This is a genomic window from Pseudarthrobacter sp. NPDC058119, assembly GCF_042884655.1.
GTDB lineage: Bacteria > Actinomycetota > Actinomycetes > Actinomycetales > Micrococcaceae > Arthrobacter.
On the sequence record NZ_JBHVTN010000005.1, the window covers coordinates 18,602 to 41,389 of the forward strand.

Genomic DNA, 22,788 nt, shown 5'->3' on the forward strand with positions numbered 1-22,788 from the left:
CCTACAGCGCCGCGTGGGGTCAGGTGTTTTGGATGTTGTCTTTGGCGTCGGTGGCGCGGTCTTTGACGTCGGTGGCGGCGTTTTGGCCTTCGGTTTTGACGTTGTGGGCGGCGTCGGTGGCGGTGGCTTTGACGTTGTCCATGGCTTCCTGGGCAGGCTCCTTGAGGTCCTGGGCCATGGTTTTAGCGGCGTCGGTGACCTGTTCTGCCAGGGGTTGGGCGGCGGTTTTGAGCTGGTCCGCGGCTTCGCGTTCCTTCTCGCTGGCCGGGATCAGGGAGGACAGGAGCATCCCGGCGCCGAACGCGATGAGCCCGGCGGCGAGGGGGTTCCCGGCGGTTTTGGCTTTGACCTGGTCCGGGGCGTGGGAGACGGCCTCGCCGGCGTCGGAGAGTTTCGCGGAGACCGCGTCTCCTGCCTGGTGGAGGTTGTCTCCGGCGGTGTGCATGGCGTTGGTGGTGTGCCCGGCCCCGGTGGCGGTGGCGTCGTGGACGTTTGTGGTGGCGTGGTCTGCTGCGCCCATGATTTTCTCCTTCACGCCGGTCACGGCGTCGCGGACCCTGTCGGTTTGGCGGTGGACGATGTTGGACGGGGTGACTTTGTCGGCCACGGCGTCGACGTTGGTGCCCAGGCGTGCCCGGGTGGCTTCGATGTCTGCTCGGATGACGTCGGGGTTTTCGCTCATCGGTTTACCTCGCCTGGTTTGAGGGTGGGGGGTATTTCGGAGAGGGTTTCCCCGGTCTGGGGCAGTCCCTTGATCTGCTTGAGTTCCTTCCGGCCGAGTGAGGCCAGGACCGCGGCGATGATCGCCCAGATGACGGCGACGATCAGCGCGGCCCAGCCCAGGGCCATGACGGCGCCGAGGGCCCACATCAGGGCCAGGGAGAGGAAGAGCAGGACGAAGTGTCCGCCGATCCCGGCGCCGGCGAGCATGCCGCCGCCCTTCCCTGCCCGGGTGGTGGTTTGTTTGAGTTCGGCCTTGGCCAGTTCCACTTCCTGGCGCATCAGGGTGGACAGGTCCCGGGTGACGTCCCCGAGCAGCTCCCCGAGCGAGGCGTTCTCCGCCTTCAGGTGCGCCGCACTGGGCGGCGGCTCCGGTATCTGGCTGCTCATCACAGACCACCCGTCTGGCCACCCCGGGTGCGGTCCTGGGTGAGCGGATCATTGGCCATGGGGTCGTCGGCGAGGGCGCGGTCCCGGAGCGGGTCGTCTGAAAGCTGGTTTCCGGACCAGGGTTCTTCCACGAGCTGCGGGCTGTCCAGGCCGCTGGCCGGACCTGCGGCCTCGGGATAGCTGCTGCCCGGTGCGCCGCCGTCGTAACCCGCCGTGGTGGTGGCCGGGCCGGGAAGCTGGACCGGCGGCGGAGGAACGGTCCCGCCCGCTACCGGGTACGACTGGTTGTACTGGTCGCCGTAGGGTGTGCCCGAGTACTGGCCTCCGGCACCGGTGCCGGCAGCTTTGGACGTCGATGCCTCGGGCGGGCCTGCGGTGAGGCCGCGGGTGAGGCGGCCTGCCAGGACGCCGGCGCCGGCGGCGAGGAGCAGGAAGGTTCCGGGCTTGTTGCGGGCGAAGCGCTGGACCTCGTTGAGGAGGTCGCCCGGTTCGCGGTTTTCGAGCCAGGTGGCCATCGAGGAGGTGCGCTCGGCTGCCTGGCGGACCAGGTCACCGGCCATGCCCTGCTGGTCCGGGGCGTTGGCCATGCTGTGCAGCTGGGTGGAGATGTTGCGGATGCCTTCGGCGGCCTTCTGCTGCTGGGTCCCGGCCTGGCTGGCCAGGCCTGACTTCGCCTGTCCCAGCAGGTCCTGCGCATTGGCCTTCGCCTCCTGCGCAACATTCGCAGCCTCATCCTTCGCCGTTTGGGCCACATTCTGCGCGGAGCCGGCGGCGGTACGGGCTACATGGGCCGCTTCTTCCTTGGCTGGATCCTTGCGGGACGAGCCGTAGGGATCATCAGCCTGGCTTTCTCCGCCCAGGGGAGCGGCGGTGGAGGGGAAGGTGGCGGGCTCCCGCTCGCCAGGGATTCCTGCATTGGCCGGCGGAGCCGTGTAGGCGGGATCCTGGGGCCATTGGTTCTCTGTCATCTTCGCTCTCTTTCCAAGAAGGCCGGTTGTTGATTAAGAACCAGCAATACTGGCCGTAAAATGATAAGCATGATTACTAATGAAAGGTAAGTACCCTTGCTAAACGAGTTATAACCGTTCCAAAAATGTCAGCCGGAAGGCGAGGGCCTGCCCGGTCACAACGAAGTGGAAAGTGGTGGGAAACGTGGACACAGCTCCATGGGTATGGGTTGTAGTTGCCGTTGTTGTGGTGGCACTGGTCGTGCTGCTGCTCCTGGCCGGAGGCAGGCGCCGGAAGGCAATGCAGGAAAAGCTGGACCAGGAGCACCGGGAGAAGGCCGCTGAGATCCGGCGCGAAGCCGAGAATATGGAAATCGATGCCCGCGAGCGTGAAGCGAAGGCCATCCGGGCCCGTGCGGACGCCGAGCAGGCCAAGGTTGATGCGGCGCGGTTGGCAAAAGAAGCTGAACAGCGCAGCCAGGAAGCCCAGACCCTGCGGGGCGACGTTGCCAGCCGTACCCGTAAGGCAGACGAGCTGGATCCCGACGTCGGCCCGGATAGCGGGCGGCAGGACTCCGGCGTGGTGCACGACGCCCGGGATGATCGCCGCGACGGAATGGATGCCGGGCATGATCGTCCCGATGTCCATGACGCCGGTGCGGACCGCAGGGAAATGCGCGACGCCGGGACGGATCGCCGTGTAATACACGACGCCAGGCAGGACCGCGTCGAAGCCTACGACGGCCGGCACGACCGGACGGAAGCGTATGGCGAACGGCAGGACGCGAACGGCGAGTTGGGGCATGCTGAACACGGTGCCGGCCAGACGGGTTCCGCAGCGGACGTTGACAGGGGTTTGCGCGGGGAGCCAGGCCACGCCGACGACGGTCGCACCGGCGTTGAAGATGGCTTTGGCGGCCACCGTAACATTCCCGCCGCCGGTGCAGGCGACGGGATTCCGGGGGCTGAGCCGGGACGGCGGCGCCAAGCGGAGGCTGGGGATGCCGCCGCAGGGCCTGGCGTGCGGCATGACCGTGACGGCGACCAGGGCGCCGGCATCTAATCGACTCTTCGATTACTTCATGGTTTGAGGACGGGGGAAGGGCTGACTCCTTCCCCCGCTCCCATGCCAGCAAGCAGCTCCTTGACGGCATCGACCGATGACACCTTCGGCTCCCAGGCCAGGATGCGCTCCGCGCGGCTGGTGTCCATGATGGGTGCTCCGGCTGCCATCTCCACCCATCCGGCGTCGGTAGGCTGCAGCCGGGCCCGCCATGTCAGGTCCACCAATGCATGGAGCAGCCGCATGGGGATGGGGAGGATCCTCTTTGCGCCCAGGATGCGGCCCAGTTCCCGGGGCGTCAGAACCGGCTCGGCGGCGATATTGAAGGCCCCGCCGGCGCGCTGGTCAACTGCCCGCCAATAGGCCTCTGCAACGTCGTCCGCATGGACGGCCTGGAAAACCAGGTTGTCGGGAACCGGAAGTAGGGGCAACCATGGCCTGGGCGGCACCAGCCGGGACAGGATGCGGCCCAGGAAATACCTGCCGATTTCGGCCCCGGCCTGTCCCTGGAAGATCAGCGCAGGCCGCAGCCTCGCGACTGCGATGTCCGGGTGTGCGGCCGTAAATTCGTCAAGGAGCTTCTCCTGCTCGGCCTTGTGCCTACTGTAATGTGAGCCAGCCATTCCACCTGCCGGCCATGATTCGTCCCGCCGCTGGTCTTTGCCGGAAGCGCTGTAGGCCCCCACCGAGGAGGCGCAGACAACCTGCTTGACTCCCGCCCGGGCAGCAGCCTCCAGGACGTTCCCGGTCCCGGTGACATTGGTCCGGTGCAACTGATCCAAGTCGCGGTTCGGCTGGATCTGCCACGCCAAATGGACCACGGCGTCAACCCCGGCGAGCGCTTCTTCGAGCAGGGGTATGTTCCCCTCCAGCCCAACATCCAGGGTGTGCCACCGCACGCCGCGGTAGGGGTCACCGGACGTATTGGGAAGCCTGCGGCTGATTCCCACCAGCTCCAGGCTGCCGGGCTTCCTGGCTAGCTGGCCCTGCAGATTGCGCAGCAGCGCTGTACCCGCGTTTCCGCTTGCTCCGGTAATGGCGATTCGCATGACTAAGGCTCCTTCGCGGCTTGGTCCGGCTTCCCCGTACTTTCCGAGCTTATAGCGCAGGAGCATTGTTTTATAAGCAAGCTTATGATTTGCTGCTTCTAAGTCTTGCCGCAGGCTTTCGGAACCAGACCGAGGGAAACCAACACTCATGCCCGAATCCTTTGCCGCACTTGCCGTGGACGCTGCACCCGTCCACCACCAGCCGCCGGTGCCAGCACAAAACCAAAACCCTCCTGCCACCTCCGGGCGGCTTCGGGAGACATTCGAAAATGACCTGGTCCTCAAATACCTGGACCTTGCAGAAGCCCTTGCTGCCCGCTTTGAAGCACGCGGCCGGGAGCGGGCAGACCTGAACCAGGTGGCCTATCTGGGCCTGGTCAAGGCAGCCCGGGGCTTCGACCAGGCTAAGGGGGAAAGTTTCCCCGCCTACGCGGCGCCCACGATTACCGGCGAACTTAAGCGGTACCTCCGCGACCGGACCTGGGTCGTGCGCCCGCCGCGCCACATCCAGGACCTGCGGACCCGGCTGTTCCGGGCAGAACCCGAATTGACCCAGTCGCTGGGCAGGAATCCCAGCGTGACGGAGTTGGCCAGCGAACTGGGGAGCGACCCGGCCGAGGTGCAGGAGGCCATGTCGGCGTCCAGCAGCATGCACCCCGATTCCCTGGACGCGGTCAACCCCAACTCGGATGCACCATCCATCGGCGAGGTGCTGGCCTGCCCCGAGGCGCCGCTGGAGCGATTTGAAGAACTGTCCTGCCTGCGGGACGCCATGCAGGACCTGAGCGACTCGGACCGGGAGCTCCTGTATCGGCGCTACTTCTGCGAGGAAACCCAGGTGCAGCTCGGGAAGCGGCTGGGTATGTCCCAGATGCAGGTTTCCCGCCGCCTGGCCAAGGTGCTGGTTGAACTGCAGCGCAGGCTGGAGGAAGGCACCCATGCCGGAGATGCGGACCGCGCTGCAGGCAACGCAACGCAGGGCCGCGCAGTCAGGCAAGGCCGCCCTGCTAACGCTGTTGCGCCATTCCACCGGCCCCTGAGGGCTGGACACTCCGGCAGCACCGCGAAGCGGGGGGACCTTCACCACCGCGGAACGGGAACCAGGTAGCAATCACCCTGCCCACCGCGGTCTTGGCTGGCGGTACCGGTTACGCAGCCGAAGGGGCTGCTGCTGCGCAGATCTGCATCGCCGGGACGACGTATCAGTCCCGCCGTCTGCGCGGCGCAGGCCCTTATCTTGCCTGTTCAACTCGGTACCAGTACGCCGCGGAGATGGCCGAAAGGCAGGCCGCCATGTTTAGGAGCAGCAGCAGGAGGGAACAGGTTCGTCATGGGAAGCTCTGAAATGTCCAAGCTCCGGGCTGTCCTGTTCGACAGGGACGGAACCCTGGTGGTCGACGTGCCGTACAACGGGGATCCCGGCAAGGTGAGGCCGATGGCCGGGGCGAAAGAGGTGCTGGACGCCCTGCGGGCGGACGGAATTGCCACAGGTGTGATCAGCAACCAATCGGGTATCGCCCGCGGGCTGCTTTCGGCCGAGGACGTGGCAAAGGTCAATGCCCGGGTGGAAGAACTCCTGGGGCCGTTCGATGTGTGGGAGGTCTGCCCGCACGCGGAACAGGACGGCTGCGCCTGCCGCAAGCCGGCTCCCGGCATGGTGCACAGCGCCTGCCGCAAACTTGGGATCCGCGAATCGGAGGCCGCCCTCATTGGGGACATTGGCGCCGACGTAGGGGCTGCCGAAGCTGCCGGCGCCACCGGAGTCCTGGTCCCCACGCCCGTGACCCGTGCCGAGGAGGTGGCCGCGGCGCGTCTGGTCGCCTCCGATCTGTCCTCCGCCGTGGGCCTGCTGCAGGAGAGGCCCTGATGGGGCGCGTCCTGGTGGCCCGGCTGGACAGCATGGGCGATGTCCTCCTCACCGGCCCGGCCGTCCGCGCGGTGGCCAACGGCCACACCCGGCACGGCGGGAGTAGCAACCAGGTGGTGATGCTGTGCGGCCGGCAGGGTGAAGCCGCCGCTGCCATGCTCCCCGGGGTCGACGACGTCTACAGCTGGGACAGCCCCTGGATCATGAATCCGGCGCCGCGGATGACGGGTCCGCATGCAGACCGGTTGATCGAATATGTCCGCAATTCCCGCATCACCGAAGCCGTCATCCTTACCTCCTTCCACCAATCGCCCCTGCCGCTGGCCCTCCTGCTGCGCCTGGCGGGAGTGGAGCGCATCACCGGCGCCTCCACGGATTACGCTGGTTCACTGCTCGATATCCGGCTTAAACCGGGGGAGGACTTCCCCGAGGACCAGCCCGAAGCGGAGCGGGCCCTCGGCATCGCGGAAGCTGCGGGCTTCCAACTCCCGGCCGGGGACGACGGCAAGCTGCGCATAAACTCCGTGGCCGAAGTGGCTGGCATCGTTGGTACCGAACCCTACGTCGTGGTCCACCCCGGGGCGGCCGTCCCGGCAAGGGCGTGGCCTCCCCTGCACCATGCTGCCGCCGTCGAACTCCTCCAGGGGGCCGGGCACCGCGTGGTGGTGACGGGCGGTCCAGGCGAGAAGTCGCTCACCGCCACGGTGGCGGGCCCCTCCGCCCTGGACCTCGGCGGCCGCACCGACCTTGCCACCATGGCGGGCGTCATGGCCGGCGCCGATGCCGTGGTCAGCGGCAACACCGGGCCGGCCCACCTGGCGGCCGCGGTCGGCACTCCCGTAGCCTGCCTGTTTTCCCCCGTGGTCCCTGCGGTCCGGTGGGCACCCTACGGTGTTCCGCTGGAACTCCTGGGCGACCAGAACGCGCCCTGCCGCATGTCCCGCGCCCGCGACTGCCCGGTTCCCGGACACCCCTGCCTCGACTCGGTGTCGCCGGAGGAAGTGGTGGCAGCGGTGGAGCGCCTGATCAGCGGTGTGAGCTCCTTCAGCACGTACGTCAGCACCCGTAGAAAGGCCCGCAACAGATGAGGATCCTGCTCTGGCACGTCCACGGTTCCTGGACGGACGCGTTTGTCCGCGGCCGGCACGAGTACCTGCTTCCCGTCCTGCCCGGAGGTGGGGCCTGGGGATTGGGCCGCGCGGGCAGGGACTGGCCCGAATCAGTCCGGGAGGTGGACCTGGCGACGCTCGACGCTGACGCCGTGGACGCCGTCGTGCTCCAGCGGCCCGAAGAAATCGACGAAGTGGCACGAACCCTGGGCCGGATGCCCGGCGTCGACGTGCCGGCTGTGTTCGTGGAGCACAACACCCCCAAGGGAAATTTCCCGAACACCAGCCATCCGCTCGCCGGCCAGAACCGCATCCCGGTTGTGCACGTGACCCACTTCAACCGGTTGGCCTGGGACAACGGCGCCACCCCCACCACTGTGATCGAGCACGGGATCCCGGACCCAGGGCTGCTCTACACAGGCGAACTGCCCGAGCTTGGCGTGGTGGTCAACGAACCCGTGCGGCGCGGCCGGGTGACCGGCACGGACCTCCTGCCCGCCTTCGCCTCCGTTGCACCGCTGCAGGTGTTCGGCATGAAGACCGAGGGGCTCGCCGCAGCCATAGGAATCGATGACACGCGCCTGACTTCCCGGGGCGACCTCAAAACCCCTGAACTGCACAGGGAGCTTGCCCGCTGCCGCGTCTATGTCCATCCGATGCGCTGGACGTCGCTGGGGCTATCCCTCCTGGAGGCCATGCACCTTGGGATGCCGGTGGTGGTCGTTGCCGCCACGGAAGCCCCCCGGGCAGTGCCGCAGGAAGCCGGCACGGTTTCGGCGGACATGGATGAGCTGCTCCGTTGCGCGGAGCGCCTGGTTGCCAATCCGGATGAAGCACGACGGCGGGGACTCGCCGCCCGGGAGGCCGCACTCGAGCGATACGGCCTGGGCAAGTTCCAGGACCGCTGGGATGGGCTCTTGGCGGACCTGCGAAGCCGGCCCCTGCACTCGGTCAACAAGCGTCCGGACGAGCGGATCCTCGTTCCGGCACGGGAGAGGAAGACTCCATGAAAATCGCGATGATTTCCGAACATGCCAGCCCATTGGCGGCACTGGGCGGGGTGGATGCCGGTGGCCAAAACGTTCACGTGGCCGCGCTGTCCGAGGCCCTGGCCAGGCGGGGCCACCATGTCACCGTCTACACCCGCAGGGACGCAACGGAGCTCCCCGTGCGGGTCCGGGTGGCACGCGGCCTGGAGGTGGTCCACGTGGACGCCGGCCCGGCCCGGCATGTGCCCAAGGACGAACTGCTCCCCTACATCGGTGACCTCGCGGACGGAGTGGCCAGGGACTGGGGCCAGCGGCCGCCGGATGTGGTTCACGGACACTTCTGGATGTCCGGCCTGGCCGCCCTGGACGCCGCCAGGCGGCCTGACGCCGGGTACCGGGTGCCGATGCTGCAGACGTTCCACGCCCTGGGCACGGTGAAACGGAGGCACCAGGGCGCCGAAGACACCAGCCCGGAGGAACGCCGCTGGCTGGAACCGAACGTGGGACGCTCCGCGGACCGGATCATCGCCACATGTTCCGATGAGGTTTTTGAACTCAAGGCCATGGGCATCGCCACCGGAAAGATCTCAATCGCGCCGTGCGGTGTGGACCTCGACTTCTTTTCCCCCGAGGGGCCCGCGTCCGGCAGGACGCGCCGCTACCGCATCCTGTCGGTGGGGCGGCTGGTTCCGCGCAAAGGCGTCGACCTGGTGATCCGTGCGCTCCCGTACCTCACAGCGGCCGGTTTCGACGACGTCGAACTCCTGATCGTGGGCGGAGGCGGTGACTCGAAGGAGATGCAGGCGGACCCGGAAATCCGCCGCCTGATGGACCTTGCCGCCGAGCTCGGAGTGTCCGGACAGGTAACCCTGCAGGGGCAGGTGCCGCGGGCGGACATGCCCGGCATCTTCCGCAGCGCCGATGCCGTCGTCTGTGCCCCCTGGTACGAGCCTTTTGGCATCGTGCCGCTCGAGGCCATGGCGTGTGGCGTCCCCGTGGTGGCCGCGGCGGTGGGCGGACTTCGGGACACGGTGGTGGACCACGCCACCGGGCTGCACGTCCCACCCCGGGATCCGGAAGCCATCGCGTCTGCCCTGTCGCTGCTCCTGGAAAACCCTGCCCTCCGGGAAAGCCTGGGCCGGGCGGGCGAAAAGCGCGCCCGCACCCGGTACTCCTGGGACCGGGTAGCCGCGGAAACGGAAAAGGCCTACCAGCTGGCCGTGGCCGGGTCTCCGGCCGGCATCATCCCGATGGAAGGAGCGGCCCTGTGACTGCAAATCCATCCCTGCGCGACGCGGGACTGGGTACCCTGACCGCACCTCCGGCGCTGCCTGCAGTGCTTCCCGGTGCCACGTTCGTTGATCCCGCCAGCGCCGACGCCGTCCGCGCGCACCTGGACAATGTACTTCCGGCACTGGACTCGTTGCGCAGCCAGTCCGGCCGGCTCGCCGCCTGGGGCGTGGAGCTGGCACAGCGGCTGCTCCGGGGCCAGCGGCTCCTGGCCGCCGGCAATGGCGGGTCCGCGGCGGAGGCCCAGCACCTGACGGCGGAATTGGTGGGCCGCTTCGACGGCGAGCGCGTCCCGTTCTCCGCCATCTCGCTGCACGCCGAATCCTCGGCCCTGACAGCCATCGCCAACGACTACGGCTATGACGACGTCTTTGCCCGGCAGGTGCGCGCCCACGGCCGCTCCGGCGACGTGCTCATACTCCTGTCCACCAGCGGCAAGAGCCCCAACCTGCTGCGGGCAGCGGACGTGGCCGCCCGGCTCAACGTGACCACCTGGGCGTTGACCGGCGCCGGGCCCAACCCACTGGCGGACGCGTGCCATGAGGCCGTCATGATCGACGCCCTGAACGCCAACGCGCAGGAAGGGCACCTGATCGCCCTGCACGCCATCTGCCGGGCGTTCGACCTTGAAGTCGCCCGGCACACGCCCGCCCAGGTTCCCGGCAGGGCCACAGGGGGCAGGCCATGAGGATCGTCGTGGTGGGTGATGTCATGCTCGACGTCGACCTCTCCGGGGAGGCCACCCGGCTCAGCCCCGACGCCCCCGTCCCCGTGGTGGACGTGTCAGGTGTCCGCCGCCGTGCCGGCGGCGCAGGCCTGGTGGCCCGCATGCTGGCAAGGGACGGCTGGCCCGTCACCCTGGTGACAGTCCTGGGGGATGACGACGCCGGTGCCCAGTTGCGCGCGCACCTCACCGGGGTGCAGCTCGTGGCGGGGACCAGCGGCTATCCGTCGCCCGTCAAGACCAGGGTACGGGCCGGTTCACACCCGGTGGTCCGCTTTGACCAAGGCTGCGAAAAGACACCGATCCCGGACGTCAGCCCGGCCATGCTGCGCGCCGTGGAACAGGCCGGCGTAATCATCGTGGCCGACTACGGCAGGGGGTTGGCGGCCAACCCCCAGCTCCGCGCACTGCTGGGCCGGCTGGCGGGCGAGGTTCCCATCGTGTGGGACCCGCACCCCTCGGGGCCGGAGCCGGTGCCCGGGGTTGCCGTGGTGACACCGAATATTTCCGAAGCGGCCAAAGCCGTCCAGGCCGCGGCTGGGACCGGTCCCTCGTCCGTGGAGGGCGTGGCGCAGGTCCTGCTGGAGCGTTGGCGCACCCGTGCCGTCCTGGTGACCAGGGGCGTGGACGGGGCCGTGCTGTTGCAGGAGGGCGTAGCCGCTTCCCATGCCATCCCCGCGCCCAGGGTGGAGACCGGCGACCCCTGCGGCGCCGGTGACCGCCTGGCCGCCAGCCTGGCCGTGCACCTCCTGGCCGGCCGGGACCTGCCGGAAGCGGCCGCCCTGGCCGTGCACGAGGCCGCCAACTTCCTGGCCGCGGGGGGCGTAGGGGCGCTGCCCGACACGGAGGGGACAGCTGCTGCACCGGGGAAGGCCGCGCCGGAACCGTTCCGGCGCACCACTGAACCGCTGCTCCTGGCCCGTTCCGTGCGCGAGAACGGCGGGACGGTGGTGGCTACAGGCGGCTGCTTCGACCTGATCCATGCCGGGCACATCAGGTCCCTTGCCGCGGCCAGGGACCTGGGCGACTGCCTCATCGTTTGCCTGAATTCGGATGACTCGGTGCGGCGGCTCAAGGGCCCGCAGCGTCCCATCATCGGCCAGCACGACAGGGCCGAACTGCTCCTCGCGATGGAATGCGTGGACGCGGTGATGGTCTTCGATGAGGACACCCCGGAAGCCGCCCTGGACCGGCTCCGCCCCGATATCTGGGTCAAGGGCGGCGACTACAAGGGGGCCCGCCTGCCCGAGGCGGGCCTGGTGGAAGGGTGGGGCGGCCGCTGCCTCACCGTTCCCTTCCATCCGGCCCGCTCCACCACCGGCCTGGCTGACGCGCTCGCCAAGGTCAGCTGACCACTCGTTTTTGTCTTGCTTTCCCATTGAAAGGAACACCATGACCGCAGAACCAACCGCAACTGCCGCCACCACGCCCGGACGCGTCCTTGTCACCGGAGGGGCCTCCGGGCTGGGGGCCGCCGTCGTCGAAGCCGTCCTCCGCTCCGGTGGTACTCCAGTGGTCCTGGACCGCGACATCAGTACCGTCTCCGGGGTCAAGGCGTTTGAAGTTGACGTCGCTGACCGTGCTGCCGTGGAGCATGCCGTCCGGGAAGCCGCCGAAACCCTCGGCGGCCTCGACGCCGTGGTCACCGCGGCGGGGATCGACCGATGCGGCAAGCTCGCCGACGTCGAAGCCACCGAGTGGGAGAAGGTCATCGGGGTCAACCTGATGGGCACTGTTTCCACCGTGCGCGCCGCCCTGCCCTACCTGAAGGAAAGCCACGGGCGCGTGGTCACGGTGGCCTCCACCCTGGGCAAACGTGCCGTGGCCGATGCCACCGCGTACTGCGCCTCAAAGTTCGGCGTGGTGGGATTCAGCCACGCGCTGGCCGCGGAAACCGGAGGGGAAATCGGCGTGACCACCATGATCCCGGGCGGCATGAAGACCCGTTTCTTCGACGACCGGACCGAGCAGTACAAGCCACAGGACGATTCCCGGCTCAACGATCCCGCCAACACCGCACAGGCCATCCTGTTCGCCTTGAACCAGCCCACCGGCTGCGAGGTCAGGGAAATGCTGATCTGCCACGAAGAAGAAGGCTCCTGGCCCTAGGCCATAAGCCGGCCACCGCGGTGGCACGCACCACCACCACGACCCACAAACCAGCACCGAAAGGCGGGAGGAACACCATGCCCACCACAGCCACTGAAAAAACCGCAGGCAACGACGCAGCCCGGGGCGCCGGCATCACCATCCAGGACCCGCGAACAGGTGAAGACCTCTGGACGGTGCCTGAAGCCGGCCCGGACGCAGTGAATGATGCCTTGGACGTGGCCCGCAGGGCTGCCCCCGGCTGGGCGGCAACCGCTCCCGCCGAACGGGGTGCCGCACTCCGGGCCGCCGCCACAGCGCTCGATGCCGCCGCCCGGGAGCTCGCCGGCCTGAACGCAAGCGAAACCGGGCGGCCCGAAGAAGAAGCCCTGGCCGGAATCGCCGCCGCCGTCTCCACCCTTGAGCAGTACGCGGAACTGGGCCCGGTCCACCGCGGCCACAGCCTCCGCGGCAACCGGCTCGCCTCGGACTACACCATCGCCGAACCACGCGGCGTGGCCGTCCTGCTGACCCCCTGGAACGACCCCGTCGCCGTCGCCTGCGGCCTGATCGGTGCTGCCCTGGTGACAGGCAACGCGGTGATCCATAAGCCCAGCGAGCGCTGCCCCCGGCTGGGCGAGGCGCTGGGCGAAGTCCTGGCACCGGCCTTCCCCGCCGGCGTCTTCCTGACCGTCTCCGGCGGCGCAGGCGTGGGCGCAGCCCTGTCAGGGGCGGACGTCGACGTGATCGCACACGTGGGTTCCAGCGCCTCCGGTGCCCGGATCGCACAGGCCGGAGCCCGTACCGGCGCACACGTCATCCGCGAAAACGGGGGCAACGATCCGCTGCTGGTGGACCGGGACGTGGACCCGGCGTGGGCTGCGGAGCAGGCTGCCATCGGCGCCTTCAGCAACAGCGGCCAGATCTGCACGGCCGTGGAACGCATCTACGTCCACAAGGACATCGCCGAGGCTTTCTGCAGCGCGCTGGAAGCCGAGGCGGCCCTCCGGAACACCAACGGATCCGTGGCACCGCTGGTGGACCTCCGGATGCGCGACGCCGTCCACGGGCACGTCGCGGAGGCCCTGGGCCGCGGCGCCCGCGCCGTCGAAGGCGGCACCCTGCCGGACGGGCCCGGGTCCTTCTACCCGGCCACCGTCCTGCTGGGCTGCACCGAAGGCATGCAGGTCATGGCGGAGGAGACGTTCGGCCCGGTTGCCCCGGTCCAGGTGGTGGACACGTTCGACGACGGCCTGCGCCTGGCGGGCAGCGGCAGGTACGGCCTCGCAGCCACCGTCCTGAGCAGCAACATTGGGCACATCCAGCAGGCAGTGGCGTCCCTGCCGGTGGGAACCGTGAAGGTCAACGCGGTCTTTGGCGGCGCCCCGGGCGGGGCCGCCCAGCCCCGCGGCGGGAGCGGCGCCGGGTTCGGCTACGGACCCGAACTGCTGGACGAGTTCACCCAGGTCAAGGTGGTGCACATCGAGGCCCCGCCGGCCCCAGCCAGTGCCGGCAGCGCTGGAGCGGACCGGCCATGAACGCGTCCCCGGACTCCATCGACCTGTCCACCCAGCGGGCGCTGTCCGACTGGCTGCCGGGCAGGCTCGCGGCCGAAAACCCATCCATCCTGGTGATCGGCGATGTGATGCTCGATGGCTGGTGGAGCGGCACCATCGAACGGCTGTGCCGGGAAGCTCCCGCACCCGTGGTGGAACTCCAATCCCGCGGGTCGGTCCCCGGCGGGGCTGCCAACACCGCCATGAACCTGGCATCCCTGGGGGCACAGGTATCGGTGGCCGGGATCATCGGCACTGACGACGCCGGAGAGGACCTGCGCGGACAGCTTGCCGGAGCCGGCATCGATGTCCGATACCTGCGGTCCCACGCGGAGATGGTCACCACCACCAAGATCCGGATCAGCAGCGGAGGCCAGGTGATGCTGCGCCTCGACGACTCTGCGACTACCGTCCCGGCCGACGCCCTTGAAGCGCTCACCGCCTCGGTGCGGGCCGCCGTCGAACACCGGGACGCTGTCCTGGTGTGCGACTACGGGACCGGGGTGGTGGGCGGCCCCGTCCGTGCTGCGCTCGCGGAGGTCCTGGGGAACCGGGCCGGGGAAGACCGGCCGCTGGTGGTGGTTGACGCCCACGACCCCCGGCCGTGGGCGGCCCTGCAGCCGGACCTGGTGACGCCGAATTCCCAGGAAACTGCGCGGCTGCTCGACCGCCGGCTGCCGGAGGGGCAGGACCGGGTGGAAGCCGTAGGGGGCGCCTCGGCAGACCTTCTGGCCAGCACCGGCGCGCGTGCCGTGGTGGTCACCCTGGACCGGGACGGGACCGTCCTGCTGACGCCCGACGGCGTGCGGCACCGGACGTGGGCACGGCCGGCCGCCGAGAAGCAGGCGTCCGGGGCAGGCGACACGTTCGTGGCTGCCCTGACGCTGGCCCGTGCTGCCGGCCTCCCCCTCACGGCCAGCCTGGACCTGGCGCAGTCGGCCGCCGACATCGTGGTCCACCAGCCGGGAACTTCTGTGTGCAGCACGGCCCAGCTCAGCCGGTATCTGGAGGCGTTTGCCGATACTGCCCTGAGCGAGGAAGAACTGGAGCGCCAACTGGAGCTGCACCGCGCCCAAGGCCAGAGGATCGTGTTGACCAACGGCTGCTTTGACGTCCTGCACAGCGGCCACACCCGGTACCTGAACCAGGCCAAGCAGCTGGGCGACATCCTGGTGGTGGCGCTGAACAGCGACGATTCCGTCCGCCGGCTCAAGGGATCCGACCGGCCCATCAACAACATGGCGGACCGGGCAGCGGTGGTGGCGGCGCTGAGCTGCGTGGACTACGTGACGGTCTTCGACACCCCCACGGCTGCCCCGCTGATCAGCCTGCTCCGGCCCGAGGTCTACGCCAAGGGCGGGGACTACACCCCCGAAATGCTGGCCGAGACGCCAGCGGTGGAAGAATACGGCGGCCGCGTGGCCATCCTGGACTACGTGGCGGAACGGTCCACCACAGCCGTGGTGAACCGGATCCGGGACGGCCAGGGGGCTGCCACCGCACCGTAGCCGGACGTCGTCGCTCCTCCTGTTTCCGGCAGCTGATGCACCTGCCCCAGGCCACCCGAATAGTGCTCCTCGCGGGGGCCGCGTTCAATGAGGTAGAGCTCGAAGCCGCCGGGCGCCAGGAGGAGGGCTTGTTGACCCCGCCGCCGCAGACCACCAGCCTTCCTCCAGGGCGTGCGGGCTTCGGACGGTTCCCGGCTTCCGCCCCGACGGCGGGCAGCAACTAGGGTTGACCCTGTACAACTCACACGGACTGAAGCGGGGCAACGGGCAATGGCGAAACGCGGACGGTCGGCGAACCGGGCCGGACGCCCGGCAGCCGGTGTAGTGGAGGTTCCCAAGGGATCCGCGGTGAACGGTCCGGTGGAGGGCGTCTACTACATCGACACCGGCGACTGCGAACTCATTGCCGACCAGGACAACTCCACCGGCTGGCTCCTGAAGATCAACGGCGTCATGAGCTCGCACATCGACGTGGCCGATCCGCTGTTCCTGGACTTTGAGTACATGCGGTGGATGGCCGCGCTCATCGAGTCGCGGTGGCCGCCGTCGGACGTTTCTTCGGCCAAGCTGCGCGGGCTGCACCTGGGCGGCGGTGCCTGCTCCCTGGCCCGCTACTTCTCCGCCGCCTACCCCGATGCGCGGCAGGTGGTGGTGGAACTGGACGGGAAGCTCGCCGAGTACGTGCGCGGCTGGTTCGACCTTCCCAAGGCGCCCCTGCTGCGGATCCGGGTGGGCGAGGCCCGCGCAGTGACGGAGACCCTCACGGCGCAGACCCGGGACTTCATCATCCGGGACGTCTTCGCCGGAGCATTCACCCCGCGGCCCCTCACTACCGCCGAATTCACCCGGCACGCCAAGCGGGTCCTGGCGCCGGGCGGCCTGTATGTCGCCAATTCCGGGGATGCCCCGGACCTGAAGAACGCCCGCGAGGACGCGGCCACCATCGCGGCTGCCTTCAAGCACACCGTGATCATCGCCGATCCCGCCATGCTGAAGGGCCGGCGTTACGGAAACATGGTGATGGCCGGCAGCGACGTGCCCTTCGGCGACGATCCGCAGCTGCGCCGGCGGCTCCTCGGCGGGGCCGTCCCGGCGCACCTGTGGGATGACGCCCAGGTGCGGGCTTTCGCGGCGGGGGCGCCGGTCCGCCACGACCCTCCGCCATCGATTGCTGAGTAATTGCCGTTCTCAGCGTTCAAAACGGCAATTTGGGAGCAGTCGATGAGCCTTAGGCCTTACCCAGCAGTGCGTCGCGGTGCTCGGCCATCCGTTCCCTGAGGGCCTGCACGACGGCGGCCACCGCGGGGCGGCGGAGTGAGTCCGGGCGCAGAACCATCCAATAGGGGAGCAGTTCGCCGATCTTTTCGGGCAGCAGGCGGACCAGGTCGTCGTGGAGGTCGGCCATGAAGCACGGCAGGAACCCGACGCCGGCACCGGCCCGGGTGGCCTCGACATGGACGAACACGTTGGTGGAGGTCAGTCCGTCCTTCATGGCGGGAACCAGCCGCCGCGGCGCATCGAGGTCGTCCACCTGGAGCATCGAGTCCACGAAGTAGACCAGCGGATGCCCGTTCAATTCGGCCACGGTGGCGGGTGTCCCATGCTCCGCAAGGTAGGCGCGGGAGGCATACATGCCCAGCCGGTACTCGCCCAGGCGGATGGCCTCCGCGCGGTGCACCTGCGGCTCGCCCACCACCACTTCGATGTCCAGCCCGGACCGCTGCTGCAGGGCCCGGCGGGTCATGGTGACCACCTCCACGCTCAGGCCCGGATGGTCCCGCCGCAGCCGCGCCACGGCAGGAGCAGCAATGTAGGCGCTGAAGCCATCCGTCGCGGTCATCCGTACGACGCCGGCAATCGGGTCGGGTGCCTGGCCGGCCGGTCCCAGCGTGCCCAGCACCGCCTCCACCTGTTCGGCCGCCCGCACGGCCCGTTCGCCGAGCTCCGTGAGTTCCCAGCCGCCCGCAGCGCGGGACAGGACCCGGCCGCCCAGGGATTTCTCAAGCGCGGCGATCCTGCGCGAGACGGTGGTGTGGTTCAGGCCCAAGGCCTGGGCCGCCGTCGTGAACCTGGCGGAGCGGGACACCGCGAGGAGCACCAGCAGGTCATCGGGATTCGCGTTCATATCTGCAATTGTGCACATGTTGACTGCTTCTTTGGCCATTGAAGAGCCGCTCTTGTGCAGCAATACTCATCTGAGTCACTTGTGCTGGAGATCACAGCACGTGTCAATGTGGACACTGAGGAGAACCATGAGCATTGAGCAAGGCCTGGCGAACGACGCCGGGCATGCACCCAAGGGATCGGGCCTGAAGAAGATTGTTGCCGCCTCCATGGTGGGCACGGTGGTGGAATGGTACGAATTCTTCCTGTACGCCACTGCGGCCACCCTGGTCTTCGGCAAGTACTTCTTCCCCGCCACGGGCAACGACCTGGACGGGATTATCCAGGCGTTCCTGACCTATGCCGTGGGCTTCGTCGCCCGCCCGCTGGGCGGCATCGTCTTTGGCCAGATCGGCGACAAGCTGGGCCGCAAGCCCACGCTGCAGCTCACCATCATCATCATCGGCATTTCCACGTTCCTGATGGGCTGCCTGCCCGGCTTCGCCGACATCGGGTACCTGGCCCCCGCACTGCTGGTGGCCCTGCGCTTCATCCAGGGCTTCGCGCTGGGCGGCGAATGGGGCGGTGCCGTGCTCCTGGTGGCCGAGCACAGCCCCAACAAGACCCGAGCCTTCTGGTCCAGCTGGCCCCAGGCGGCCGTCCCGGTGGGCAACCTCCTGGCCACCCTGGTGCTGTACATCATGTCCACCACCCTCAGCAGCGAAGCCTTCCTTGGCTGGGGCTGGCGCGTGGCGTTCTGGCTCTCGGCCGTAATCGTCTTCGTGGGCTACTACATCCGCACCAACGTCAGCGAATCGCCCATCTTCCTCGAAGCCAAGGAACTGGTGGAGAAGGAACAGGCTGTCAGCTACGGAGTCTTCGAGGTCCTGCGCAAATACCCCAAGGGCATCTTCCAGGCCATGGGACTGCGGTTTGCGGAAAACATCATGTACTACCTGGTGGTCAGCTTCGCGATCGTGTACCTCAAGAGCGTGCACAAGTACGACACTTCCTCGCTCCTGCTGGCACTGCTGATCGCGCACGTCATCCACTTCGCCATCATTCCGCAGTACGGCCGCCTGGCGGACCGCATTGGCCGCAAGCCCGTCTACCTGGCCGGAACCATCCTCGGAGCCACCTGGCCGTTCTTCGCCTTCCCCATGTTCGACACCCGCAACGCCGTAGTGATCGTTCTGGCCGTTACCATCGGCCTGATGATGCACGGCCTGATGTACGCCGGGCAGCCGGCCATCATGGCCGAAATGTTCCCCACCCGCATGCGGTACTCCGGCGCTTCCCTCGGCTCGCAGGTAACCTCGATCTTCGCCGGTTCGCTGGCTCCGCTGCTGGCCACCCAGTGGCTGAAGGACACCGGTTCGTGGGTGCCCACCGCCATCTACCTGGTGGTGGCCTGTGCTATCACCGCCGTGGCCGTGCTAAGCCTGAAGGAGACCAAGGGCGTTGCCCTGGAGGACGTGGACCAGGAAGACGCGGCCCGCGAGGGGCTGCTGACCGCCGGCCGCCGCTGACCTGGCTGGTGGGTTGACCTAACCGGTTGACCGTTTGGGCGAGCAAGCCGTTGGCTGTACACAAGGAGAATTGCAATGGATAACACGTTGAATGGACGTAAGGCCCTGGTCACCGGCGGTGCCAGTGGAATCGGGGCCGCCTGCGTGCGCGCACTGGCGGCGCGCGGAGCGAAAGTGGTGGTGGCCGACGTCGATGCCGCCGCCGCAGCGTCCCTTGCCGATGAGGTGGGCGGCAGCGCCTGGGAAGTGGACCTGCTGGACGTCGACGCCCTGGCCTCGCTGAGCCTTGACTGCGACATCCTGGTCAACAATGCCGGCATCCAGCGCATCAACCCCATCGAGGAGTTCGATCCCGCAGATTTCCGCCGGATTCTCAGCCTGATGCTGGAGGCGCCGTTCCTGCTTATCCGGGCTGCCCTGCCGCACATGTACGCGAACAAGTTCGGCCGCGTCATCAACCTTTCCTCGGTGCATGGACTGCGCGCATCCCCGTTCAAGAGCGCGTATGTCGCCGCCAAGCACGGCCTGGAGGGGCTCAGCAAGGTCACCGCGCTCGAAGGGGGGCCGCACGGTGTTACATCGAACTGCGTCAACCCCGGATACGTCCGCACGCCGTTGGTGGAAAGGCAGCTCGCGGACCAGGCCAAGATGCACGGCATCCCGGAATCCGAGGTCCTCGCGAAGGTCATGCTCACCGAGGCCGCCATCAAGCGCCTGGTGGAACCGGACGAGGTTGCCTCCCTGGTGGCCTGGCTGGCGTCCCCGGACGCCGGCATGGTCACCGGTGCCAGCTACACCATGGACGGTGGCTGGTCTGCCCGCTAGGACATCAGTCCAGGGGCTTGACCAGCCGGTGGTCGAAGAAGAAGACGCCGTACGGGGTCTTGACTCCCACTGACCGGCGGTCCTGCCACACGACGACCCCTTCGCGCCGGCCGCTGAAGGGGTCGTCGCCTATGACTGTGTCCCCTACCCGGTAGGGGCAGCGGGGGCTGAAGACTGTCACCGTCCGGCCCCACACCCCGGAAAGGGCGGACCCCAGGCTGATGGGCCGGCCCATGCCGGAAAGATCCTGTGCGAAGTCCCTGGCCATGTGACCAACTCCTTCAAGCGGCAGCCTGCCGCCTGCTAACGGTGCTGGTTGGCGGAACGCTCCCAGCGGAGGATGTCCTCCCATTCCGGCCGCCACCGTACCAGCACGCTAAGCGCTATTCACATCAGTCACACCAGTAACAGGTACTCAATTTGCCGTGGCGTGACTACTTGGCCGGGACGGCCCCGTTGATGATCTCCTCGGCGTGGTCAAAAGCCCAGGCTGCCAGCGGCACCAGCAGCGCACTCAGTTCGTAGCCCCGCTCGGTGAGGCTGTAGTCCACCCGGGGCGGAATGACAGGCTGCGCCTTCCTGCTGACCAGGCCGTCGCGCTCCAGGGTCTTCAGCGTCTGTGCCAGCATCTTTTCGCTGATGCCCTCGGCGCGCCGCCGCAGGTCGCTCCACCGTTGTTCGCCTTCCGACAGGGCGATCAGGAGCAGGACGCCCCATTTGCTGGTGACGTGGTCCAGCAGTGTCCGGCTGGGGCACCCGGCCGGGAACACGCCGTCGGCAAAGGCCATGGGGAGGGGAGCGGCTTCCATGTCACCAGCTTACCCCCGGGTCAGTACCTTACTTTGAAGTGCGTACTCCCTTCTGGGAAGTTATCTGCCGGCGGGCTGGTTGTGCCCTTCGACAGAGCAAAATCCCGAAAGGAATCATCGTGAGCATCGTTGTTACAGGCGCCACCGGACAGTTGGGCCGCCACGTTCTTGAAGCACTCCTGGAGCGCGGGGTGGCGGCCGGGGACATTGTCGCGGCCGGCCGGTCCGTGGAGAAGCTCGCGGACTTCGCCGGGCAGGGCGTCCGAGTACAGCCGATGGACTACGCCGACGCCGCATCGGTTGCCGCGGCTTTGAAGGGTGCCACGCGGGTGCTCCTGATTTCCGGCAGCGAAGTGGGACAGCGGGTTGACCAGCACCGCACCGTCATTGAGGCGGCCAAGGCCGAAGGAGTGGAACTGCTGGCCTACACCAGCATCGCGAACGCGGACACCACGTCCATGTTGCTGGCCGACGAGCACAAGGCCACCGAAGCGCTGCTGCGTGGGTCCGGGGTGCCGTTCGTGCTGCTGCGCAACGGCTGGTACCTCGAAAACTACACGGAGCAGCTGCCCGGAACCCTTGCGCAGGGTGCTGTTGCAGGAAGCGCCGGTGACGGCAAGGTCAGCGGCGCAGCGCGGGCCGACTATGCCCACGCGGCTGCCGCGGTCCTGGTGGCCGACGGCCAGGCCGGCAAGGTGTACGAACTGGGCGGCGACGAGGCCTTCAGCATGGCGGACCTCGCTGCGGAGATCAGCGCGGCCACCGGCAAGCCCGTCAGCTACAACGACCTGCCTGCCGGCGATTACGCGGGGCTGCTGGCGTCCGTAGGCGTGCCGGAAGCCTTTGCAGAGATCCTCGCGGATTCCGACCTGGGCATTGCGCGCGGTGACCTCCTGGTCAGCACCGGCGACCTCCGCCGGCTGATCGGCCGCCCGACGACGTCGCTGGGCCAGGCGGTCCGCGCCGCCGCTGCCTCCGCATAAGCCAAGCGAACGCCAAGGTGCCCGGCCCTTTGTGGGGGCCGGGCACCTTTCGCTTTGAACCGCTCAGGCGGGCTGGGGTGTTATTGCCTGCGGTGCCGGCGGCGGTTGTGCTTCCCGCGGGTTACTTAACCAGGTCGTTGGTGTACGTATCGGCAAGCTTGATGTCCTTATTTCCCACGTCAGGGTTGGCCACCTGCTGGGTCTTCAGGACTGCCTGGACGCCGTCGTCGGTAAAAGTGCCGTCCTTGCTCAAAGTCTTCTTGAGGTCATCGATGACCTTGGCGTAGAGATCCTTGTCGCCGCCTGCGAAGTTTTCCGGCATCTTGGCCGCGATTTCTGCCCCCGAATGCCCGTTGATGTACTCCAGGGTCCGCTTGATGGCCTTGGCCAGCTTGGTGGCGGTGTCCTTGTTCTGGTTGAGCCAGTCAGTCTTGGCGTACAGGCAGGCGGAAGGCCAGGAATCGGTGGCGAACACTTCCTTCAGGCCCTCGGAGCTGCGGACATCCTCCAGGACCACCGGGTTGTGGCCGATGCGCTTGGTAAGCACTGAGACGTCCGGTTCGAGCATCACTGCGGCGTCAACCTGGCCCTGCTCAACGGCGGCAACGGCAGATGAGCCGGCGCCGATGGCGGAAACAGCTGCATCAGACTGCTGCATGTTGTTCTTGGCCAGCAGGAACTTCACGAACATGTCCGTGGAGGAGCCGGGAGCCGTAACGCCGACGTTCTTGCCCTTCAGGTCGGCAATGGTTTTGATCTGGCCTTCGTTCTTGGGTGCCACCAGCAGCGCAAGGCCGGAAGACTGGCCCATGTCCACGAAGGCCTTGATCTGCTGGTTCTTGGCCTGCATCTGGATGGTGTGCTCGTAGTAGCCGCTGGTCACGTTGGTGCTGCCGCCGATCATGGCAGTCAGGGCCTTGGAACCGCCCTGGAGGTCCTGGAGTTCGACGTCCACGCCCTCATCCTTGTAGTACCCAAGCTGCTGGGCCAGGGTGGTGGGAAGGTAGGTCAGGAGGGTCTGTCCGCCGACGCCGATGACCACCTTGCCGCCACCCCCGCCGCCGGCAGCGGCCGATCCGCTTTGGCCGGGAGGGGCCGCCGCGGGTGCGCCGCAGGCGGAGAGCGCCAGGGCAACCGAGGCGATCAGGGTCAGCGGCCGGAGGAGGACCCGGCCACGGCGCCGGGTTGCTTTCTGTGTCATGGATGTCCCTTTCAGGCGGGTTGTTGAGTTTCTGCGCC

At 67.9% G+C, this 22,788-nt stretch carries 23 protein-coding genes; 15 read left to right on the forward strand and 8 right to left on the reverse strand.

All coding sequences use genetic code 11. The features are described 5' to 3' along the window. Nucleotides 1-19 precede the first annotated feature (19 nt). From ACFVTD_RS11825 to ACFVTD_RS11835, 3 genes are read right to left on the reverse strand one after another with little or no spacing between them, the layout of a single operon-like run. Nucleotides 20-682, reverse strand: a complete 663-nt coding sequence (locus ACFVTD_RS11825) for a DUF3618 domain-containing protein (protein ID WP_387562762.1) — start codon at nucleotides 680-682, stop codon at nucleotides 20-22. Continuing rightward, nucleotides 679-1,110: a phage holin family protein gene (locus tag ACFVTD_RS11830; RefSeq protein ID WP_387562765.1), complete on the reverse strand. Its 432-nt coding sequence runs from the start codon at nucleotides 1,108-1,110 to the stop codon at nucleotides 679-681. The genes ACFVTD_RS11825 and ACFVTD_RS11830 overlap by 4 nt, the downstream gene beginning before the upstream one ends. Beyond that, the gene (locus ACFVTD_RS11835; protein WP_387562768.1) at nucleotides 1,110-2,078 is read right to left on the reverse strand and encodes a hypothetical protein; all 969 of its coding nucleotides are present in this window, start codon (nucleotides 2,076-2,078) and stop codon (nucleotides 1,110-1,112) included. Before ACFVTD_RS11835 ends, ACFVTD_RS11830 begins: the two co-directional genes overlap by 1 nt. Before the next feature lie 184 nt (nucleotides 2,079-2,262). Here ACFVTD_RS11835 and ACFVTD_RS11840 point away from each other — a divergent pair, with 184 nt between their 5' ends. Then, nucleotides 2,263-3,120 (forward strand): hypothetical protein, encoded by an 858-nt coding sequence (locus ACFVTD_RS11840; RefSeq protein ID WP_387562771.1) that lies wholly within the window; start codon nucleotides 2,263-2,265, stop codon nucleotides 3,118-3,120. 17 nt (nucleotides 3,121-3,137) lie between these two features. Here the strand turns inward: ACFVTD_RS11840 and ACFVTD_RS11845 are convergent, their stop codons facing one another. Continuing rightward, on the reverse strand, nucleotides 3,138-4,169 hold the full coding sequence (locus ACFVTD_RS11845) for an NAD-dependent epimerase/dehydratase family protein (RefSeq protein ID WP_387562774.1): 1,032 nt from the start codon (nucleotides 4,167-4,169) through the stop codon (nucleotides 3,138-3,140). A gap of 148 nt (nucleotides 4,170-4,317) precedes the next feature. On the opposite strand from ACFVTD_RS11845, the gene ACFVTD_RS11850 reads away from it, so the two are divergent. The 11 genes from ACFVTD_RS11850 (at nucleotide 4,318) to ACFVTD_RS11900 (ending at nucleotide 16,479) form a co-directional block, all read left to right on the forward strand. Continuing rightward, on the forward strand, nucleotides 4,318-5,277 hold the full coding sequence (locus ACFVTD_RS11850) for a sigma-70 family RNA polymerase sigma factor (RefSeq protein ID WP_387562777.1): 960 nt from the start codon (nucleotides 4,318-4,320) through the stop codon (nucleotides 5,275-5,277). Nucleotides 5,278-5,499: 222 nt separating this feature from the next. Further along, on the forward strand, nucleotides 5,500-6,036 hold the full coding sequence (locus ACFVTD_RS11855; protein WP_387562780.1) for a D-glycero-alpha-D-manno-heptose-1,7-bisphosphate 7-phosphatase: 537 nt from the start codon (nucleotides 5,500-5,502) through the stop codon (nucleotides 6,034-6,036). Next, complete coding sequence (locus ACFVTD_RS11860) at nucleotides 6,036-7,124, forward strand: glycosyltransferase family 9 protein (protein WP_387562783.1); 1,089 nt, start codon at nucleotides 6,036-6,038, stop codon at nucleotides 7,122-7,124. Before ACFVTD_RS11855 ends, ACFVTD_RS11860 begins: the two co-directional genes overlap by 1 nt. After that, nucleotides 7,121-8,155: a glycosyltransferase gene (locus ACFVTD_RS11865; protein ID WP_387562786.1), complete on the forward strand. Its 1,035-nt coding sequence runs from the start codon at nucleotides 7,121-7,123 to the stop codon at nucleotides 8,153-8,155. Before ACFVTD_RS11860 ends, ACFVTD_RS11865 begins: the two co-directional genes overlap by 4 nt. After that, nucleotides 8,152-9,405: a glycosyltransferase gene (locus ACFVTD_RS11870; RefSeq protein ID WP_387562789.1), complete on the forward strand. Its 1,254-nt coding sequence runs from the start codon at nucleotides 8,152-8,154 to the stop codon at nucleotides 9,403-9,405. The genes ACFVTD_RS11865 and ACFVTD_RS11870 overlap by 4 nt, the downstream gene beginning before the upstream one ends. Then, on the forward strand, nucleotides 9,402-10,112 hold the full coding sequence (locus tag ACFVTD_RS11875) for an SIS domain-containing protein (RefSeq protein ID WP_387562792.1): 711 nt from the start codon (nucleotides 9,402-9,404) through the stop codon (nucleotides 10,110-10,112). The genes ACFVTD_RS11870 and ACFVTD_RS11875 overlap by 4 nt, the downstream gene beginning before the upstream one ends. Next, the gene (locus ACFVTD_RS11880) at nucleotides 10,109-11,500 is read left to right on the forward strand and encodes a PfkB family carbohydrate kinase (protein WP_387562795.1); all 1,392 of its coding nucleotides are present in this window, start codon (nucleotides 10,109-10,111) and stop codon (nucleotides 11,498-11,500) included. Before ACFVTD_RS11875 ends, ACFVTD_RS11880 begins: the two co-directional genes overlap by 4 nt. 40 nt (nucleotides 11,501-11,540) lie before the next feature. Beyond that, complete coding sequence (locus ACFVTD_RS11885; protein WP_141183156.1) at nucleotides 11,541-12,257, forward strand: SDR family oxidoreductase; 717 nt, start codon at nucleotides 11,541-11,543, stop codon at nucleotides 12,255-12,257. A gap of 77 nt (nucleotides 12,258-12,334) precedes the next feature. Then, entirely contained in the window at nucleotides 12,335-13,774 is a 1,440-nt protein-coding gene (locus tag ACFVTD_RS11890; RefSeq protein ID WP_387562799.1) for an aldehyde dehydrogenase family protein, read from the forward strand. Then, a complete protein-coding gene (gene rfaE2, locus ACFVTD_RS11895) occupies nucleotides 13,771-15,300 on the forward strand; it encodes a D-glycero-beta-D-manno-heptose 1-phosphate adenylyltransferase (RefSeq protein ID WP_387562802.1) in 1,530 nt (509 codons plus the stop codon). Before ACFVTD_RS11890 ends, rfaE2 begins: the two co-directional genes overlap by 4 nt. 270 nt (nucleotides 15,301-15,570) lie before the next feature. Beyond that, complete coding sequence (locus ACFVTD_RS11900) at nucleotides 15,571-16,479, forward strand: spermidine synthase (RefSeq protein WP_387562805.1); 909 nt, start codon at nucleotides 15,571-15,573, stop codon at nucleotides 16,477-16,479. Between the two features lie 49 nt (nucleotides 16,480-16,528). On the opposite strand, the gene ACFVTD_RS11905 is transcribed toward ACFVTD_RS11900, so the two are convergent. Then, nucleotides 16,529-17,425: a LysR family transcriptional regulator gene (locus ACFVTD_RS11905; protein WP_387562808.1), complete on the reverse strand. Its 897-nt coding sequence runs from the start codon at nucleotides 17,423-17,425 to the stop codon at nucleotides 16,529-16,531. Between the two features lie 127 nt (nucleotides 17,426-17,552). On the opposite strand from ACFVTD_RS11905, the gene ACFVTD_RS11910 reads away from it, so the two are divergent. Beyond that, nucleotides 17,553-18,932: an MFS transporter gene (locus ACFVTD_RS11910; RefSeq protein ID WP_387562811.1), complete on the forward strand. Its 1,380-nt coding sequence runs from the start codon at nucleotides 17,553-17,555 to the stop codon at nucleotides 18,930-18,932. Between the two features lie 75 nt (nucleotides 18,933-19,007). Continuing rightward, complete coding sequence (locus ACFVTD_RS11915) at nucleotides 19,008-19,757, forward strand: 3-hydroxybutyrate dehydrogenase (RefSeq protein WP_387562814.1); 750 nt, start codon at nucleotides 19,008-19,010, stop codon at nucleotides 19,755-19,757. Nucleotides 19,758-19,761: 4 nt separating this feature from the next. Here the strand turns inward: ACFVTD_RS11915 and ACFVTD_RS11920 are convergent, their stop codons facing one another. Together ACFVTD_RS11920 and ACFVTD_RS11925 are read right to left on the reverse strand one after the other, a co-directional pair. Continuing rightward, nucleotides 19,762-20,025 carry a hypothetical protein gene (locus ACFVTD_RS11920; protein ID WP_387562817.1) on the reverse strand — a complete coding sequence of 88 codons (264 nt, stop codon included), beginning with the start codon at nucleotides 20,023-20,025 and terminating at the stop codon, nucleotides 19,762-19,764. A 166-nt stretch (nucleotides 20,026-20,191) separates the two neighbouring features. After that, nucleotides 20,192-20,566, reverse strand: coding sequence for a winged helix-turn-helix transcriptional regulator (locus tag ACFVTD_RS11925; RefSeq protein ID WP_387562820.1), 375 nt, complete (start codon nucleotides 20,564-20,566; stop codon nucleotides 20,192-20,194). Between the two features lie 119 nt (nucleotides 20,567-20,685). Between ACFVTD_RS11925 and ACFVTD_RS11930 the strand changes: the two genes are divergently transcribed. Beyond that, nucleotides 20,686-21,549 (forward strand): SDR family oxidoreductase, encoded by an 864-nt coding sequence (locus ACFVTD_RS11930; RefSeq protein WP_387562823.1) that lies wholly within the window; start codon nucleotides 20,686-20,688, stop codon nucleotides 21,547-21,549. 121 nt (nucleotides 21,550-21,670) lie between these two features. Here the strand turns inward: ACFVTD_RS11930 and ACFVTD_RS11935 are convergent, their stop codons facing one another. After that, nucleotides 21,671-22,750, reverse strand: coding sequence for an ABC transporter substrate-binding protein (locus tag ACFVTD_RS11935; protein WP_387562826.1), 1,080 nt, complete (start codon nucleotides 22,748-22,750; stop codon nucleotides 21,671-21,673). Nucleotides 22,751-22,788: the final 38 nt, after the last annotated feature.